Source organism: Cobetia sp. 2AS, from assembly GCF_029846355.1.
Lineage (GTDB): Bacteria > Pseudomonadota > Gammaproteobacteria > Pseudomonadales > Halomonadaceae > Cobetia > Cobetia amphilecti.
The window spans coordinates 108462-126750 of sequence record NZ_JARWKQ010000005.1 but is presented as its reverse complement, the minus strand read 5'-3'; the positions used below and the strand labels follow the sequence as shown (position 1 = coordinate 126750).

Annotated in this window: 19 protein-coding genes; all 19 read left to right on the top strand. The window is 61.2% G+C overall.

What is annotated here, in order from left to right; genetic code table 11:
- Positions 1–76: 76 nt before the first annotated feature.
- Entirely contained in the window at positions 77–430 is a 354-nt protein-coding gene (erpA, locus tag QD356_RS13850; RefSeq protein WP_043331693.1) for an iron-sulfur cluster insertion protein ErpA, read from the top strand.
- A 303-nt stretch (positions 431–733) separates the two neighbouring features.
- Positions 734–1441 (top strand): transporter substrate-binding domain-containing protein, encoded by a 708-nt coding sequence (locus tag QD356_RS13845; RefSeq protein WP_225996613.1) that lies wholly within the window; start codon positions 734–736, stop codon positions 1439–1441.
- Positions 1442–1591: 150 nt separating this feature from the next.
- Positions 1592–2263, top strand: a complete 672-nt coding sequence (locus tag QD356_RS13840) for an amino acid ABC transporter permease (protein WP_107335776.1) — start codon at positions 1592–1594, stop codon at positions 2261–2263.
- Positions 2264–2372: 109 nt separating this feature from the next.
- On the top strand, positions 2373–3119 hold the full coding sequence (locus QD356_RS13835; protein WP_054556363.1) for an amino acid ABC transporter ATP-binding protein: 747 nt from the start codon (positions 2373–2375) through the stop codon (positions 3117–3119).
- 1073 nt (positions 3120–4192) lie between these two features.
- Positions 4193–4477: a hypothetical protein gene (locus QD356_RS13830; RefSeq protein WP_192839015.1), complete on the top strand. Its 285-nt coding sequence runs from the start codon at positions 4193–4195 to the stop codon at positions 4475–4477.
- Between the two features lie 17 nt (positions 4478–4494).
- Positions 4495–6417 (top strand): tRNA uridine-5-carboxymethylaminomethyl(34) synthesis enzyme MnmG, encoded by a 1923-nt coding sequence (gene mnmG, locus QD356_RS13825; RefSeq protein WP_054556362.1) that lies wholly within the window; start codon positions 4495–4497, stop codon positions 6415–6417.
- Complete coding sequence (gene rsmG / locus QD356_RS13820; RefSeq protein WP_043331700.1) at positions 6414–7064, top strand: 16S rRNA (guanine(527)-N(7))-methyltransferase RsmG; 651 nt, start codon at positions 6414–6416, stop codon at positions 7062–7064. Before mnmG ends, rsmG begins: the two co-directional genes overlap by 4 nt.
- Before the next feature lie 149 nt (positions 7065–7213).
- Complete coding sequence (locus QD356_RS13815) at positions 7214–7981, top strand: ParA family protein (RefSeq protein WP_043331702.1); 768 nt, start codon at positions 7214–7216, stop codon at positions 7979–7981.
- 18 nt (positions 7982–7999) lie between these two features.
- Positions 8000–8947, top strand: coding sequence for a ParB/RepB/Spo0J family partition protein (locus QD356_RS13810; RefSeq protein WP_043331703.1), 948 nt, complete (start codon positions 8000–8002; stop codon positions 8945–8947).
- A 405-nt stretch (positions 8948–9352) separates the two neighbouring features.
- A complete protein-coding gene (locus tag QD356_RS13805; protein WP_043331819.1) occupies positions 9353–9757 on the top strand; it encodes an ATP synthase subunit I in 405 nt (134 codons plus the stop codon).
- 9 nt (positions 9758–9766) lie between these two features.
- Positions 9767–10630 (top strand): F0F1 ATP synthase subunit A, encoded by an 864-nt coding sequence (gene atpB, locus QD356_RS13800; protein WP_043331706.1) that lies wholly within the window; start codon positions 9767–9769, stop codon positions 10628–10630.
- 101 nt (positions 10631–10731) lie between these two features.
- Entirely contained in the window at positions 10732–10980 is a 249-nt protein-coding gene (gene atpE / locus QD356_RS13795) for a F0F1 ATP synthase subunit C (RefSeq protein WP_011508579.1), read from the top strand.
- A gap of 64 nt (positions 10981–11044) precedes the next feature.
- Positions 11045–11515, top strand: a complete 471-nt coding sequence (locus QD356_RS13790; RefSeq protein ID WP_043331708.1) for a F0F1 ATP synthase subunit B — start codon at positions 11045–11047, stop codon at positions 11513–11515.
- A 13-nt stretch (positions 11516–11528) separates the two neighbouring features.
- Positions 11529–12071, top strand: a complete 543-nt coding sequence (locus tag QD356_RS13785; protein WP_043331710.1) for a F0F1 ATP synthase subunit delta — start codon at positions 11529–11531, stop codon at positions 12069–12071.
- Between the two features lie 16 nt (positions 12072–12087).
- Entirely contained in the window at positions 12088–13632 is a 1545-nt protein-coding gene (atpA, locus tag QD356_RS13780) for a F0F1 ATP synthase subunit alpha (RefSeq protein ID WP_043331712.1), read from the top strand.
- A 67-nt stretch (positions 13633–13699) separates the two neighbouring features.
- A complete protein-coding gene (gene atpG / locus QD356_RS13775; protein ID WP_043331714.1) occupies positions 13700–14566 on the top strand; it encodes a F0F1 ATP synthase subunit gamma in 867 nt (288 codons plus the stop codon).
- Between the two features lie 56 nt (positions 14567–14622).
- Complete coding sequence (atpD, locus tag QD356_RS13770) at positions 14623–15996, top strand: F0F1 ATP synthase subunit beta (protein WP_043331716.1); 1374 nt, start codon at positions 14623–14625, stop codon at positions 15994–15996.
- A gap of 29 nt (positions 15997–16025) precedes the next feature.
- On the top strand, positions 16026–16448 hold the full coding sequence (locus QD356_RS13765; protein ID WP_054556360.1) for a F0F1 ATP synthase subunit epsilon: 423 nt from the start codon (positions 16026–16028) through the stop codon (positions 16446–16448).
- A gap of 327 nt (positions 16449–16775) precedes the next feature.
- Positions 16776–18146, top strand: a complete 1371-nt coding sequence (glmU, locus tag QD356_RS13760; protein ID WP_192839014.1) for a bifunctional UDP-N-acetylglucosamine diphosphorylase/glucosamine-1-phosphate N-acetyltransferase GlmU — start codon at positions 16776–16778, stop codon at positions 18144–18146.
- Positions 18147–18289: the final 143 nt, after the last annotated feature.

Here is an 18289-nt window from a genome sequence, read left to right as displayed (position 1 = left end):
GGCGTCATTCCGTTCTCTATACCGTGCCGGGCGCTATCTTCAGCGTCCGGCCTCCGACTCCTTCCAGGAGGCCCGCATGAGCGAAGCACAAAGCTTCATCCCCACGCCGTTGTACCTGTCCGAGCGCGCCAGCGCCCGGATTGCAGCGCTGCGCGCGGAAGAAGCCAACCCGGAGCTGCGTCTCAGGGTCTACGTCACTGGCGGCGGCTGTTCCGGCTTCCAGTACGGTTTCGATATCGCCACCGATCTGGCCGATGACGACACCGTGGTCGAGCTGGGCGAAGCCGCCATCGTGATCGACCCGCTGTCCTACCAGTATCTGGTCGGCTCGACGATCGACTATGAGGAAGGTCTGGCGGGCGCCCGCTTCATGATCCAGAACCCCAATGCCACCAGCACCTGTGGCTGCGGGTCTTCCTTCATGGTCTGATCATTGAGGGTCAGACCAGAGTGTGTCTGACCGTCAGGGCTGACACGCCTGCGCACGACATTGGCGCCTTGCTGGCGCCTGATCGCCCCCTACCGGGAACCGGTAGGGGGCGATTTTTTTCGTCATCTCAGTGGCTTGCAAGCTTCGCTTCGCCGCATGGCAGCGCCGGGAGACTTGACGGGGTCCGGTGTGCTCGTCAATCTAAAAACGCTATACATCCTAAAATCTAAATATAAAGAGGAATGTAAAATGCGCAGATCTCACCTGCTGGCCTCCCTCTCTGGCCTCGCGGCCGCCACCTTCATGGCCAGCGCTGCCCATGCCGTCACCCTCAAGGCGGCGACCGACCCGAGCTTTGTGCCCTTCGAGATGCTCGACCAGGAAAGCGGCGAGATGGTCGGCTTCGATATCGACATCCTCAATGCCATCGGCGAGCGCGCCGGCTTCGATATCGACCTCAAGACCATGGACTTCAATGGCATCATCCCCGCCGTGCAGACCGGTAGCGTCGATGTCGCCATCGCCGGCATCACCATCACTGAGGCGCGCGAGAAGATCGTCGACTTCACCGACCCCTACTATGACTCCGGCCTGCAGATTCTGACCTCGGCCAACAACGGCGACATCGAGGATATCGAGGGCCTGGAAGGCAAGAAGATCGGCACCAAGATCGGCTCCACCAGTTACGACTACCTCACCGCCAACCTTGGTGACTCCACCATCACGCCTTACCCGGGCAGTGCCGACATGTACATGGCCCTGATGTCCGGCAGCGTCGATGCCGTCTTCTACGATGCCCCCAACGTCGGCTACTTCGCCAAGACCAAGGGCAATGGACGCGTCAAGACGGTGGGGCCGCTCTATGAAGGCCAGCAATACGGCATCGCCTTCACCGAAGGCAGCGAGTGGACCGAGGCCGCCAACAAGGCGCTGGCCGAGATGAAGTCCGATGGCAGCTATGCCGAGATCTACCAGAAGTGGTTCGGCGCCATGCCCGGCGACAGCCAGTAAGCCGCTTTCGACTCGTCTCAGACGCCCCACGTCGCGTAGTGCAGATCATCATCACGACATTTCGGCAGCGACAGCCTGCCGGAATGTCGGTCGTCTCGAACCTCCGGCGCGCCCAGCGGCGCATGAGAGGTTCGTGCCAAGGAGCCCCCCGTGGACGTTCAGTTCCAGTTTGATTGGCAGGCCGCACTCAATTCGGTGCCCTACCTGCTCGAGGGCATTCCCTGGACCCTCGCCATTTCCTTCGGTGGCCTCGCCATCGGCTTCGTGCTCGGCATCCTGTTCGGACTGCTGAGCCTGTCTCCTAGCCGCCTCCTGCGCTGGGTCGCCACCGCCTATATCGAGATCTTCCGTGGCACCCCGGTGCTCGTCCAGGTGCTCTTCATCTTCTATGGTCTGCCGCAGATCATCGGTGGCCCCATCGATGCCCTGACCGCCGGCATTGCCGCGATCGCCTTGAACTCGGCGGCCTATATCTCCGAAATCGTGCGCGGTGGCGTACAGTCCATCGCCCGTGGCCAGCGGGAAGCCGGCCTGTCACTCGGCCTCTCCACCCCGCAGACCTTCCGCTATGTCATCTGGCCTCAGGCGCTGCGCCGCATGATCCCTGCGCTGGGCAACCAGGGCATCGTCTCGATCAAGGACACCTCGCTGTTCTCGGTGATCGGCGTCGGTGAGCTGGTGCGTCAGGGGCAGATCTACATCGCCACGACCTTCAATGCGCTAGAGACCTACTTCATGGTGGCGCTGTTGTACCTGGTGATCACCCTCAGCCTGTCATTTGGCTTGCGGATGCTCGAGCGCCGCGGGTTGGTGGGCCAATGATGTCTCTCTGCCCCCCACACGCGACGGATATAGCCGCGCCCTCTCTCCTTCAGCCTGATCTCATTTCCCTGACGACCTTCCGGCATGCAGCGCCGGTTCGGAGCGCCCCATGACTGCCATCGTGAAGATGCACAAGCTCAACAAGCATTTCGGCAGCCTGCATGTCCTCAAGGACATCGAGCTCGAGGTCGCCCAGGGGGAGGTGGTGGTGATCATCGGGGCCAGTGGCTCCGGCAAGTCGACACTGATTCGCTGCGTGAACGGCCTGGAGGAGTTTCAGGACGGCAACATCGAGGTGGATGGGCATTCGCTGATCCCCCACGGCAAGAGCCACCGGGCGCTCAAGGCGATACGCACCGAAGTCGGTATGGTCTTCCAGCAGTTCAACCTCTTCCCGCACATGAGCGTGCGTGACAACGTCAGCCTGGCCCCCATCAAGGTGCGCGGTACCTCACGACCGGCGGCCGAGCAGCAAGCCGATACGCTGCTCGAGCGGGTCAATATCCTCGAGCAGGCCGACAAGTACCCGGGGCAACTCTCCGGCGGCCAGCAGCAACGCGTGGCCATTGCCCGCTCATTGGCGATGGAACCGCGCCTGATGCTGTTCGATGAGCCCACCTCGGCACTGGACCCGGAAATGATCGGCGAGGTACTCGATGTCATGCGCAAGCTGGCCCGCGAAGGCATGACGATGATGATCGTCACCCATGAAATGAGTTTTGCCCGTGAAGTGGCAGACCGGGTGGTGTTCATCCATCAGGGCAGCATCGTCGAGGAAGGCACGCCAGAGCAGGTCTTCGATACGCCGCAACATCCACGCACCCAGAGCTTCCTGGCCCGCGTACTGTCCCACTGAGCGCCTTCCACAAAGCTCGCTGAGCCACTGGTCAGACAAGCGTTGAGCACGTGATGACCCTACCCGCTGCCATGCGTGCAGCGGGCATGCCCCGACCGTCAGGTCGGGGCATTTTTTTGTCCTCAGAGGCCCTCGCGAGCTCTGCGGATCGCCAAACGATGAAAAATCTTCTCCCTCCACGCCATCTGTCGGCATTTCGAGAAGAAAAAAACGAATTTTTTTGCCCCCGCCACCCCCTTGCCAGGTCACGCAAACACGCCTTGGCGCTCGAACGAATGACGCTTTCCCCGCCTGACAGTCCTCGCTGAGGCGTCGCTTAAGCGTGTGAAAAACAGGGATAAATCAGGGGCCTAGCCGGAAAACCACACGAGGATAACGTGCACCGTCAGCCGCCGGGACAGCGTTCAGGCAATCTCAGCGGGCGACATGGGCAAAACAAGCGAAAAAGTATCCACAGGCTGGGGCGCGTCGCGTCATTGGCACCATTGGCGAGGGCTGTAGCCATTCACGCACCACTTATCCCATGGCTGTCTACAGCCTTGGGCAGCGCAGGAAATCGACATTTGCCTCTGTGGACATTTTCCGGCATTATCCGCGGCCTTCTTGCCGTCAGGCCATGCAGCACTAGGGGTTGTGGGTAACAACGCCTCTTGTGCACAGCAGGGCAGAAAAGTCGGGTACCAGCTCGGTATGAATCAGGGGATAATCGGGGCTGTGGACAAGGGTGCATTTCATCCACAGGAAGCGACCGGTGGCGTCCTCAGGTACTCCGCATTTTCTCCCCAACTATATCAACATCGTAAGCTTTTGATTTGTAACGGATAAAGTCGATTTCCCACTGATTTTGTCCACAACAGTAGTTACAACATCAACAGAACCCCTTTTTCTTTTCTTTATATAATCTTGTTATCCGGAAACCCGAAGGACGGACCGAGACCTCACGATCGACCTGACGTGAACTCGCCGAATCCGAAGTGTTCGGGATAACGAACGGCTGTCTGGGTAGCGCATCCCTCGCCGGAAAATCGACGCGTCGTATCCGCAAGACTCGTGAATCGTCACGGCGTGGATTGATGCCCCAGAAGAAACAACCCGGGCATTCGCTCATGGCCTGCCAGGGCAAGGCGCTGTGGAAAACTCCTGACGCTTACCCACAGGCGGTTTATACTGTGCGGCCCGGACGTCATCCTGCTGGCTTGCAAGCTCCCTCACCGGTCGAGCACATGCCTTCGGCGACGGACATCATTCGCCATGCCGTCTGGCAGTTCTTGATTCATCCAGGCATCGATTCATCGCCCTGTCTGGCCGATTTGCCTGCTTCGCCAACCAGCGAACAGCGCTTCACCCAAGTTTCGTGATACCCCGAGGTGCCAACGTGGATTACCCGAACCGCTTTGACGTGATCGTCATCGGCGGCGGTCATGCCGGTACGGAAGCCGCACTGGCTGCTGCCCGCATGGGCCGTCAGACCCTGCTGCTGACCCATAACATCGAGACGCTGGGCCAGATGTCCTGCAATCCCGCCATCGGCGGGATCGGCAAGAGCCATCTGGTCAAGGAGATCGATGCGCTGGGCGGTGCCATGGGCCTGGCCACCGACATGGCGGGTATCCAGTTCCGTACCCTGAATGCCCGCAAGGGGCCGGCAGTGCGTGCCACTCGTGCACAGGCTGACCGGGCGCTGTACAAGGCCGCGATCCGCAACGTGCTGGAAAACCAGCCGAACCTGACGCTGTTCCAGCAGGGTGCGGAAGACCTGATCGTCGAAGGCGAGACCGTGCGGGGTGTCGTCACCCAGACCGGGATCCGCTTCCACGCCACCACGGTGGTGCTGGCGACCGGGACCTTTCTCGGCGGCGTGATCCACATCGGCCTGGATAACCATGCCGGTGGCCGTGCCGGTGATCCGCCCGCCAATGGCCTGGCATCGCGTCTGCGTGAACTGCCGTTCCGCGTCGATCGCCTCAAGACCGGTACCCCGCCGCGCATCGATGCCAAGAGCGTCGACTTCAGCAAGATGGAAGCCCAGCCAGGCGACACGCCGCGTCCGGTGATGTCCTACATGGGCAGCCGTGAGATGCAGCCGGAGCAGGTCAACTGCTACATCACGCACACCAACGAGCGCACTCACGAGATCATCTTCGCCAATCTCGACCGCTCGCCGATGTACTCCGGCGTCATCGATGGCATCGGGCCGCGTTACTGCCCGTCCATCGAGGACAAAGTGCATCGCTTCGCCGACAAGAACAGCCACCAGGTCTTCATCGAGCCGGAAGGCCTGAATACCCATGAGCTTTATCCCAACGGCATCTCCACCTCGCTGCCCTTCGATACGCAGCTCGAGGTGGTGCGCTCGATCCGTGGCATGGAGAACGCGCATATCACGCGTCCCGGCTACGCCATCGAGTACGATTTCTTCAATCCCCAGGACCTGCATCACTCCCTGGAGACGCGTTTCATCAAGAACCTCTACTTCGCCGGTCAGATCAATGGCACCACCGGCTATGAAGAGGCCGGTGCCCAGGGGCTGCTGGCGGGCGTCAATGCCGCCTTGCGCGCCACTGACGACGAGTCCTGGCATCCGCTGCGTGACGAGGCCTACACCGGTGTGATGGTCGATGACCTGATCACCCTCGGCACGCGCGAGCCGTACCGCATGTTCACCTCGCGTGCCGAATATCGCCTGCTGCTGCGTGAGGACAATGCCGATCTGCGTCTGACCGCCAAGGGTCGCGAGCTGGGCCTGATCGATGACGCCCGCTGGGAAGCCTTCGATCGCAAGCGTGAAGCCATCGCCCGCGAGACCGCGCGTCTCGAGAGCACCTGGCTGACGCCGAAGAGCCCGGAGCTGGCCCCGTTGAGCGACAAGCTCAGCTCGCCGCTCAAGCGCGAAGCCAGCCTGATGGAGCTGCTCAAGCGTCCGGAGCTCGAGTATCCGGATGTGGCAGGCCTGAAAGGGGAGGGGGTCGACGACTGGCGCATCGCCGAACAGGTGCAGATCACTGCCAAGTACGCAGGCTATATCCAGCGTCAGCAGGAAGAGATCGACCGCCTGCGCCGTCACGAGCACACCGAACTGCCGACCAGCCTCGATTATGATTCCGTCGATGGTCTCTCCAACGAGATCAAGCAGAAGCTCAACGAAGCGCGCCCGGCGACGCTGGCCCAGGCCGGTCGCATTTCCGGTGTCACCCCGGCAGCTGTCTCTATCCTGCTGATTCACTTGAAGAAGCGTCAGCTGATCAAGGCGGAGACACCCGCAGATGCCGCAACGGCTGACACGGGGGCCGCGCAATGAGCCAGACGCTCAACGAGACACAGCGTGAACGTTGCGCTCAGCTGCTCAGTCGTGGTGCCAGCGCCATGGGAGTGGCGCTGAGCGAGGAACAGCACGCCCAGCTGATGACGTTGCTGGTGCTGTTGCACAAGTGGAATCGCGCCTATAACCTCACCGCGGTACGTGAGCCGGAGGCGATGGTGACTCGCCATCTGCTCGACAGCCTCAGTGTGCTGCCATATATCAGTGGGCCACGCCTTCTGGATGTCGGCGCCGGCCCGGGCCTGCCCAGCATCGTGATCGCGATCATGCGTCCCGACATCGCCGTCGTGCCGCTGGATTCGAATGGCAAGAAGGTGCGCTTCCAGATTCAGGCCGGCCATGAGCTGGGCCTCAAGAATCTGAGCCCGACCCAGGTCCGTATCGAAGCCTATGATGGCGCGCCGTTCGAACAGATCATCTCGCGTGCCTTCGCCGATACCGATGCCTTCGTCAATCTGTCGGCGGCCGTGCTCGCCGAGGGCGGCGAATGGCTGGCCATGAAAGGGCGCATCCCCAGTGATGAGATTGCCCGCCTGCCGATGGGTGTCTCGCTGGTCGAGACATTGGTGCTGGAAGTGCCGGGTGAGGAAGGGGAGCGTCACCTTCTGCGCCTCAAGCGCGACTGATAAAGCGCCTCAAGGCGTGCGCAGGGATTGTGCCGGGCGCAAAAGGCAGGCAGCCTGATGTTTTCACGAGGGCAGATCATTGATCTGTCCTCGTGAGCATGTGGCTGGTGCCAATGGCCCCGCTTCTCAAGGAACCAAGGAAGTCGCTCGTGACCAAGATCATCGCGCTGACCAACCAGAAGGGTGGCGTCGGCAAGACCACCACTGCCGTCAATCTGGCGGCGTCGCTGGCGGCACTCGATCGCCGCGTTCTGCTGATCGATCTCGACCCGCAGGGCCATGCCACCATGGGCAGCGGCATCGACAAGCACGACCTCGAAGGCAGCGTGCTGGATGTGCTGCTGGGCGAGCTGCGTGCCAGTGACGTGATTCTCGATTGTCCCGATGCCGGCTACGCCCTGTTGCCCGGCAATGGCGACCTTACCGCCGCCGAGGTCGATCTTCTCGGTGTCGAGGGGCGTGAGCGCCGCCTCACGGAAGCTCTGGCGCCGATCGCCGCGGAATATGACGTGGTACTGATCGACTGCCCGCCCTCGCTCAACATGTTGACCGTCAATGCCCTGACCGCCGCCCATGGCGTGCTGATCCCGCTGCAGTGCGAGTTCTACGCGCTGGAAGGTCTGTCAGCGCTGCTCGATACCGTCGAGCAGATTCAAGGCAACGTGAATCCGGCCCTCGACGTGTTCGGGATCGTGCGTACCATGTACGACGCTCGCAACAGTCTGACCCGCGATGTCAGCAAGCAACTTTCCGATTACTTTGGCGATACCCTGATCAAGGCAACCATTCCGCGCAACGTGCGGGTGGCGGAAGCGCCGAGCCACGGCCTGCCGGTGACCAAGTATGCGCGTCTGTCGCGTGGCAGCCAGGCCTATCGGGTGCTCGCCAAGGAATTGATTCGTCGTCTCTCGCTGTAACTTCACCGAGGAAGGTCCATGACGCGTAAGCGTGCCCTGGGAAGGGGCCTGGATGCCCTGATTGGCGCCGGAAACCGCCGCCGCCATGTCGAAGCCGATATAGAAGCTGTCGATGGCGACGCCATCGATGCGTCACCGGATGCCGCGCTGGCCGCGAATCCGGCCGCTGCCACGGCGGAATTGCCCAGCGAGCGCCTCGAGCGCCTGCCGCTCGGGCAGCTGCAGCGTGGCAAGTATCAGCCACGGCGTGACATTCAGCCGGAAGCGCTCGAGGAGCTGGCGGATTCCATCCGGGCTCAAGGCGTGATGCAGCCCATCGTGGTGCGGCCGGTGGGGGAGGGGCGCTACGAGATCATCGCCGGAGAGCGCCGCTGGCGTGCCTCGCAGCTGGCGGAGCTGGATACCATTCCCGCCGTCGTCCGCGAAGGCATCAGCGATGAGATCGCGCTTGCGCTGGCATTGATCGAGAACATCCAGCGCGAGAATCTCAATCCGGTCGAGGAAGCCCTGGCGCTCAAGCGCCTGCTCGAGGAATTCGAGCTGACCCAGCAGCAGGTGGGCGACGCGGTCGGGCGTTCACGCGCCCAGGTCACCAACCTGCTGCGACTGCTGACGCTGGAACAGGAAGTGCAGACCCTGCTGGAGCGCGGTGAGCTCGACATGGGCCATGCGCGTGCCCTGATCGGCCTGACCCCGGCACGCCAGCGCAAGCTGGCCCATGAAGTCGTCGAGCGCGAGCTGACCGTGCGCCAGACCGAAGCGCTGGTGAAAAGCGTGCAGAAGGGGGAGCAGCCCAAGCCGGCACCGGCGCGACCGGACGCCGATATCCAGCGTCTGGAAACGCGCCTCTCGGAGCAACTGGGCGCTGCCGTCAATATCCGTCATGGCAAGAGCGGCAAGGGCAAGGTCACCATCTCCTACACCAGTCTGGATGAGCTGGACGGCATTCTCGGCCATATCCACTAGTGGGTGAGCAGGGGAGGGCTGACCGTGCGTCACACCTCCCCTGGCGGCAATTTTCCGCATGACGGATCACGATCCTCTTTCGCGCCCCTGTGACTCATTGTCGCAGGGGCGCGAAATGCATCTGACATTCAAGATATTGAAGGATGTTGCTGACGTCAGGTTGTGATTCATGCAACCCTGTGTCGCTCGCACCGCAAGCGACTGTCAACGTAAGCAAACTGTCATCGGTTTCCCGCAAGATAGTGAGGCTTTGGTCGTAAGCTTGCGAAAGATCAAGGAATTTAGCTTGTCGTTTGGTTGATGGCGGTGAAGCGCTCCCCTATAATCCGGCGAGTTTGCTCCCGGGCTGTGTCCAGCGCAGCGCCAGAAATGGCGAAGGCCATCATTGCGAGACACAGGTCCAAGATGCACAAGACGACACCCGCTGCTCTACAACGCCCTCAGGTGGCTCGATTGCTCTGGGGCCAGGCGCTGGTCATCGTGATTGCCGTCTTGCTGGCGGGAGTGATGAAAGGCAGTGGTGCGGCGCTTTCCGCGCTGTGTGGTGGGCTGGTCTGCCTGCTGCCCAATCTGTTTTTCGCCTGGCGTTCACTGCGTGTGACCGGTGCACGCTACGCCCAGGCAATGGTCAAGGCCTTCTATCAGGCCGAGGCCGGTAAGTTCGGTTTGACGGCCGTATTGTTTGCGTTCTTCTTCATTGCAGTGCCGCCCTCAAACCCCGCTTTATTTTTTTGCGCTTACGTGGCGGCAATGGCGGTTCACTGGCTGGGCCCCTGGCTGGTGAAGCGAACACCGTACACACGAACCTGAGGCAGAGTCATGGCAGGCACCAACCCGAGTCCCTCCGAATATATTCAGCACCACCTGCAGAATCTGACGTACGGCAACCACCCGGAACACGGATGGTCACTGGCGCACAGCGCTCAGGAAGCGGCCGACATGGGATTCTGGGCCATCCACCTGGACACCATGGGCTGGTCCATCGGTCTGGGCCTGATCTTCCTGTGCCTGTTCCGCAAGGTCGCCAAGTCCGCCACCACTGGCGTTCCCAGCGGTCTGCAGAACTTCGTCGAATTGATGGTCGAGTTCGTCGATCAGTCCGTGCGTGAGACCTTCCACGGTCGTTCACGCCTGATCGCACCGCTGTCACTGACGATCTTCTGCTGGATCTTCCTGATGAACCTGATGGACTTGATCCCCGTCGACTGGCTGCCTGGCGTTGCTGCCAAGGTCGGTGAGATGTTCGGCGCCGATCCGGCTCACGTGTTCTTCAAGGTGGTGCCGTCCACTGACATCAATGCCACGCTGGGCATGTCACTGTCCGTGTTCGCGCTGATCATCTTCTATTCCATTCGCGTCAAGGGCCTCAAGGGCTTCCTGGCCGAACTGACGCTGCACCCGTTCAACACCCCGAACAAGCTGGCACAGATCGCGCTGATTCCGGTCAACTTCCTGCTTGAGTTCGTGACGCTGATCGCCAAGCCGATCTCTCTGGCGCTGCGTCTGTTCGGTAACATGTATGCAGGCGAGCTGATCTTCATCCTGATCTCGCTGGTCGGTATCTGGCAGCTGCCCCTGCACTTCCCGTGGGCGGTCTTCCATATCCTGGTCATCACCCTGCAGGCATTCATCTTCATGATGCTGACCATCGTCTACCTGAGCATGGCCAGCGAAGACCACTGATGTAATTCGCCCCACGCCATCCGTGGCGTGGGGCAAGATTTCCGAGCTCTGCTCACACCCTCAACCCTTGACTTAAACTTGACTAAAACTGGAGTTCCACAATGGAAGCACAAGTTCTTGGCATGACCGCTATCGCCGTCTCCCTGCTGATCGGCCTGGGCGCCCTGGGCACCGCCATCGGTTTCGGTATCCTCGGTGGCAAGTTCCTGGAAGGCGCAGCGCGTCAGCCGGAAATGATCCCGCAGCTGCAGGTCAAGATGTTCATCGTCGCTGGTCTGCTGGATGCCGTGACCATGATCGGTGTTGGTATCGCGCTGTTCTTCACCTTCGCCAACCCGTTTGTCGGTTAAACATCGGCTGGCCTCCGGCCTACCGTGTTTTTGACCCAACAATCGTGAAGCGAGAGGTGCTGGCGTGAATCTGAACTTAACCCTGATTGGTCAGGCCATCGCCTTTGCGGTCTTCGTTTATTTCTGCATGAAGTATGTCTGGCCGCCGGTCACACAGGCTCTGGCAGAACGTCAGAAGAAGATTGCAGATGGTCTGGATGCTGCCAGCCGTGCTACCCGTGACCTCGAACTGGCGCAGGAAAAAGCCACCGAGACTCTGCGGGAAAGCAAGGATGAAGCAGCACGCATCATTGAGCAGACCCATAAGCGCTCCAACCAGATGATCGAGGAAGCACGTGAAACTGCACGTGCGGAAGGCGAGCGTCTCGTTGCGCAGGCCCGTGCCGAAATCTCCCAGGAGATCAACCAGGCCAAGGACGAGCTCCGTGGTCAGGTCGCTGCTCTTGCAGTGGTCGGCGCCGAGCGCATCCTGGAATCCTCCATCGACGAAGCCAAGCACCGCGAGCTGATTGACAAGCTCGCTGCCGAGCTCTGAGGAGACTGATTCCATGGCTGAAACGTCTACCTCCACCGCGGCTCGCCCGTACGCCAAGGCGGCGTTCGAGTTTGCACGCGGCCAGCAGGCGCTAGAGGCCTGGTCCGGCATGTTGTCGACAGCGGCGCTCGTCGCTGTCGACGCAAACGTCAAGGCGGTGCTCGACAACCCCAAGCTCTCCACCGAGCACAAGGTTGGCACCTTCCTGGACGTGTGCGGTGAGGCGCTGGATGACAGCGCCCGCAACTTCATCCGGACTCTCGGTGAGCAGGACCGCCTTGCGGCCCTGCCCTCCGTGGCCGAATTGTTCGAGGCCCAGAAGGCCGAGCAGGAACAGCGTGTCGAGGTGACCCTGGTGTCTGCCTTTGCACTGGAGAGTGAGCAGGAAGAAAAGCTCGCCACTGCCCTGCGCAAGCGTCTGAACCGCGACATCTCCATTACCACTCAGGTGGATAGTACGCTGCTCGGCGGCGTCATCATCCGTGCCGGAGATACCGTCATTGACGGCTCCGTGCGCGGCAAGCTGGCCCGGCTTTCCGAAGCACTGAACTCCTGAGTCCGAGGGACATGGCATGCAGCAACTGAATCCTTCCGAGATCAGCGACATCATCAAGCAGCGTATCGAAAAGCTTGACGTCGCATCCGAAGCCCGTAATCAGGGCACCATCGTCAGCGTCTCCGACGGCATCGTGCAGATCCACGGCCTCGCAGACGTCATGTTCGGTGAGATGATTGAATTCCCGGGTGGCGTCTTTGGTATGGCGCTTAACCTTGAGCGCGACAGCGTCGGTGCTGTCGTTCTGGGTGACTACCTCCAGCTCGAAGAGGGCATGACCGCGCAGTGCACCGGTCGTATCCTCGAAGTGCCGGTAGGCCCGGAAATGGTCGGCCGTGTGGTCGACGCGCTGGGTAACCCGATTGACGGCAAAGGCCCGATCGACGCCAAGCTGACTGACGCGGTTGAGAAGGTCGCTCCGGGCGTCATCGCCCGTGAGCCGGTCGACCAGCCGGTGCAGACAGGTCTGAAGTCCATCGATGCCATGGTGCCGATCGGCCGTGGTCAGCGCGAGCTGATCATCGGTGACCGTCAGATTGGTAAGTCCGCCATCGCGATTGATGCCATCATCAATCAGAAGGGCAAGGGCATTACCTGCGTCTACGTCGCCGTCGGCCAGAAGCAGTCCACCATTGCCAACGTCGTGCGCAAGCTCGAAGAGCACGGCGCGATGGAACACACCATCATCGTCGCTGCTGGCGCTTCCGACCCGGCTGCCATGCTGTTCCTGGCACCGTACGCCGGTTGCACCATGGGTGAGTACTTCCGCGACCGCGGTGAAGACGCGATGATCGTCTATGACGATCTGACCAAGCAGGCATGGGCGTATCGTCAGATCTCCCTGCTGCTCAAGCGTCCGCCGGGCCGTGAAGCCTACCCGGGTGACGTCTTCTATCTCCACTCCCGTCTGCTTGAGCGTTCCGCACGCGTCAACGCCGATTATGTCGAGCAGTTCACCAAGGGTGAAGTGAAAGGCAAGACCGGCTCCCTGACTGCGCTGCCGATCATCGAGACCCAGGGTGGCGACGTGTCTGCGTTCGTTCCGACCAACGTGATCTCCATCACCGACGGTCAGATCTTCCTCGAGACCAGCCTGTTCAACTCCGGCATCCGTCCGTCCATCAACGCGGGTCTGTCTGTTTCCCGTGTCGGTGGTGCTGCTCAGACCAAGATCATCAAGAAGTTGGGTGGTGGTGTGCGTCTGGCACTGGCTCAGTACCGTGAGCTGGCAGCTTTCTCCCAGTTCGCCTCTGATCTGGACGAAGCGACCCGCAAGCAGCTCGAGCATGGTCAGCGTGTCACCGAGCTGATGAAGCAGAAGCAGTACTCTCCGATGTCCGTGGCCGACATGGCGATCTCGCTGTTCGCGGCCAACGAAGGCTACCTGGACGACGTCGACGTCGCCAAGGTGCTGGGCTTCGAGAAGGCGCTGCTGGACTTCATGCGCTCCGAGCACGCGGATCTTCTGGACAAGATCAATCAGTCCGGCGGCTACGATGACGAGATCAAGAATGGTCTCAAGGCTGGCGTCGAGAAGTTCAAGGCGACTCAAAGCTGGTAAGTGGCATGGCCCGGCCAGTCCGGGCCCTGTCGTTTCCCTTCGGGTGGCATGAATAAGGCAGATCGCTATGGCAGCTGCAAAAGAGATTCGCTCCCAGATCGGGAGCATCAAAAATACGCAAAAGATCACCAGCGCCATGGAAATGGTGGCTGCGTCCAAGATGCGTAAAGCGCAGGATCGCATGGCGGCCAGCCAGCCTTATGCTCATCAGATCCGCAAGGTTGTAGGACACATCGCCCGGGCCAACCCGGAATATCGCCATCCGTATCTGATGGAACGCGATGTGAAGCGTGTCGGTTATATCGTGGTCTCCAGTGATCGCGGCCTGTGTGGTGGCCTGAACGCCAATCTGTTCAAGGCTGTCACCAAGCATGCGAAAAGCTGGCGCGACCAGGGTGTCGAGGTGGACTTCTGTGCCCTCGGCTCCAAGGCCGGTACCTTCTTCCGCAACTACGGTGGCAACCTGCTTGCCGCCAAGTCCGGTCTCGGGGATTCCCCGGGTACCCAGGATCTGATCGGTAGCGTCAAGGCCATGCTGGACGCATTCGACGAGGGCAGCCTCGACCGTCTGTACGTGGTGTTCAACGAGTTCGTCAACACCATGACGCAGAAGCCGGTCGTGCGTCAGCTGCTTCCTCTCGAAGCTGATCTGAATGACGAAGAAACCGGTCCCACTACATGGGACTACCTGTATGAGCCGGATGCCGTCTCGTTGCTCGACAAGCTGCTCAAGCGCTATGTCGAGGCCCAGGTCTACCAGGCCGTGGTCGAGAACATCGCCTGCGAACAGGCAGCGCGAATGATCGCAATGAAGAGTGCGACCGATAACGCCGGCGACCTGATCGACGACCTTCAGCTGGTCTACAACAAGGCCCGCCAGGCAGCGATCACTCAGGAAATCTCCGAGATCGTATCCGGTGCCGCCGCCGTCTGATGACAGCGTGGCAACAGGCAAGCAGGTTTCAATCGCAGGTTTAAGAGGAACCAGGAATGAGCGGACGTATCGTACAAATCATCGGCGCGGTGATTGACGTCGAGTTTCCGCGGGACGCAGTGCCCAAGGTCTACGACGCCCTGAACGTCGCCGATAGCGAGACCGTACTCGAAGTCCAGCAGCAGCTGGGCGACGGCGTGGTCCGTACTATCGCAATGGGTTCGACCGAAGGCCTCAAGCGCAGTCTCGCAGTTGAGAGCACCGGTGCTCCGATCTCCGTGCCGGTCGGCACGGCGACTCTGGGTCGCATCATGAACGTGCTGGGTCAGCCGATCGACGAAGCTGGCGACGTGGGTGCTGAAGAGCACATGCCGATTCACCGTGCAGCCCCGAGCTTCGCGGAACAGGCAGCGTCCAACGAGCTTCTGGAAACCGGCATCAAGGTCATCGACCTGGTCTGCCCGTTCGCCAAGGGCGGCAAGGTCGGTCTGTTCGGCGGCGCCGGTGTCGGCAAGACCGTCAACATGATGGAGCTGATCCGCAACATCGCCACCGAGCACAGCGGTTATTCCGTGTTCGCGGGCGTGGGTGAGCGTACTCGTGAAGGTAACGATTTCTTCCACGAAATGAAGGAATCCAACGTTCTCGACAAGGTTGCCCTGGTCTATGGCCAGATGAACGAGCCGCCGGGTAACCGTCTGCGCGTGGCACTGACCGGTCTGACCATCGCCGAGAAGTTCCGTGACGAAGGTCGTGACGTTCTGCTGTTCGTCGACAACATCTATCGTTACACCCTGGCGGGGACCGAAGTGTCCGCACTGCTGGGTCGTATGCCGTCCGCGGTAGGTTATCAGCCGACTCTGGCGGAAGAGATGGGCGTCCTGCAGGAACGCATCACTTCTACCAAGACTGGCTCGATCACTTCCGTGCAGGCCGTCTACGTCCCCGCGGATGACTTGACCGATCCGTCTCCGGCGACCACCTTCTCGCACCTTGACGCGACAGTCGTACTGTCCCGTCAGATTGCCGAGCTGGGTATCTATCCGGCCGTTGACCCGCTCGACTCCACCTCTCGTCAGCTCGACCCGCTGGTCGTTGGCGAAGAGCACTACAACACTGCCCGTAACGTTCAGGGTGTGTTGCAGCGCTACAAGGAGCTGAAAGACATCATCGCCATCCTCGGGATGGACGAGCTGTCTGACGAAGACAAGCAGACCGTGGCACGTGCGCGCAAGATCCAGCGCTTCCTGTCACAGCCGTTCTTCGTTGCGGAAATCTTCACCGGCGCGCCGGGCAAGTACGTGTCCCTCAAGGACACCATCCGCGGCTTCCAGGGTATCCTGGACGGCGAATATGACGCACTGCCGGAGCAGGCGTTCTACATGGTCGGCACCATCGACGAAGCTGTCGAGAAAGCCAAGGGCATGTAATTTCCCTGTTCAGGCATGAGGAAACAGGTATGGCTATGAGCGTCCATTGCGACATCGTCAGCGCTGAGAAAGGCATCTTTTCCGGCCTGGTCGAGCGTCTCGTGGCTGCCGGCAGCGAAGGTGACCTCGGCATCATGCCGGGTCACGCTCCGCTGCTGACCGAGCTGCAACCCGGCCCGATTCGCGTTCAGCGTCAGGGTGGGGCCGAGGAAATCTACTACGTCAGTGGCGGATTCCTCGAAGTGCAGCCGAACCTCGTTTCAGTCCTCGCCGACACCGCAGTACGTGCCGACGATCTGGATGAGGCGGCAGCCCAGGAAGCCAAGGAAGTGGCCTTGAAGGCCATGAACGACCAGGCTTCCGAACTGGAATACTCACGCGCCACGGCCGAACTGGCCGAGGCGATGGCCAAGCTGCGCACCGTGCAGCAGATGCGTCGTCACACGCGCTGAGATGCACTGGGCCATGACGGCCAGTGACAGGAAAGAGGCGACCTTCGGGTCGCCTTTTTTTGTGCTCATCACCTGGGAATGGACAGTCTTGCCGCTGGGGTAGCCTGGCGCGATTCAAGGTTGAGCGTGCTCATCCGTCAGCACCTTGAGCGCTGAGCCGGTTGGCTGAGAGCCCTTGCGGGAGCACTGCTACTTTCTCGGGTCTGTTCTCGGCGACAGTCCCGTGGGTAAACCTCGTCACTGGCAGGTCACGGATCAGCTGCTATCATGGCGCCACTATTTTCAGGGCTTCAGGTATGAAGACCCGCTTTCTACAGGAGTTCACCGATGAGCAGCGCAGAGCGTACCGACGTCGTCATTCTTGCCGCAGGCCAGGGCACCCGCATGCGTTCCAGATTGCCGAAGGTGCTGCACCCGTTGGCAGGCAAGGCGATGGTGCGTCATGTGGCTGACACCGCTGCAGGCCTGGACGGTGCGCATCTGAATGTCGTCATCGGTCATGGTGGTGAGCGCGTCCAGCAGCAGCTGGCCGATACCGGTGCCAGCTTCGCGGTGCAGGCAGAGCAGAAGGGCACCGGTCACGCCGTGGCCCAGTCACTGGACGCCATCGGTGATGGCAAGGTGCTGATCCTGTATGGCGATGTGCCGCTGATTCGTCGCGAGACCCTCGAAGCGCTGCTGGCCGAAGTCAGTGAGCAGACTCTGGGCCTGCTGACGGTGATTCTGGAAGACCCGACAGGCTATGGCCGTATCGTGCGTGACGCCGAAGGCCGCGTCAGCGCCATCGTCGAGCACAAGGATGCCACGCCGGAGCAGCTGGCCATCCAGGAAGGCAACACCGGTATCCTCGCCACCACCGGTGCCCAGCTCAAGCGCTGGCTGCCGGCGCTGTCCGCCGACAATGCCCAGGGTGAGTACTACCTGACCGACATCATCGCCATGGCGGCCAGCGAAGGCGTCAACATCGCCACCGCCCAGCCGGCGGCGGTCGAGGAAGTGCAGGGCGTCAACAACCGCCTGCAGCTGGCCGATCTCGAGCGTGCCTTCCAGCGTCGTGAGGCCAACCGCCTGATGACCGAAGGCGCCAGCCTGGCCGATCCGTCACGCATCGACGTGCGCGGCAAGCTGACCATCGGCACTGACATCAGCATCGATGTCGGCTGCATCTTCGAAGGCGAGGTCACCCTGGCGGATGATGTGGTCATCGGTGCCCACTGCGTGATCCGCAACGCCACCATCGGTGCCGGTGCCAACATCGCGCCGCACAGCGTCATCGACGGCGCCGTGCTGGAAGGCGACAACAATGTCGGTCCGTTCGCGCGTCTGCGTCCGGGCACCGAGCTTGCGCGTGGCGCACGCATCGGCAACTTCGTCGAGACCAAGAATGCCCAGGTCGGTGTCGATGCCAAGATCAATCACCTGAGCTATGTCGGCGATGCCACCCTCGGTGAGGCCGTCAATGTCGGCGCCGGCACCATCACCTGCAACTACGATGGTGCCAACAAGTTCCGCACCGAAATCGGCGCCAATGCCTTCATCGGCTCCAACTCGGCGCTGGTGGCACCGCTCAAGATCGGTGCCGGTGCCACCGTGGGTGCCGGCTCTACCTTGAGCCGCGATGTCGCCGAGGGCGCGCTGAGCGTGGCGCGTGGCAAGCGTATCGACAAGCCGGAATGGCCGCGTCCGACCAAGAAGTGATCGGCAGCTGTGATCGGCAGCAGTGGTAGCGATGTTTGCCCCTGAGGGGAGATGAGCATCACCAGCGGGGAGGCACCGACAGGTGTCTCCCCGTTTTTCGTCACGGCCGGTTGTGCTGGACGACCTGCCGGGAGTGAATCGCC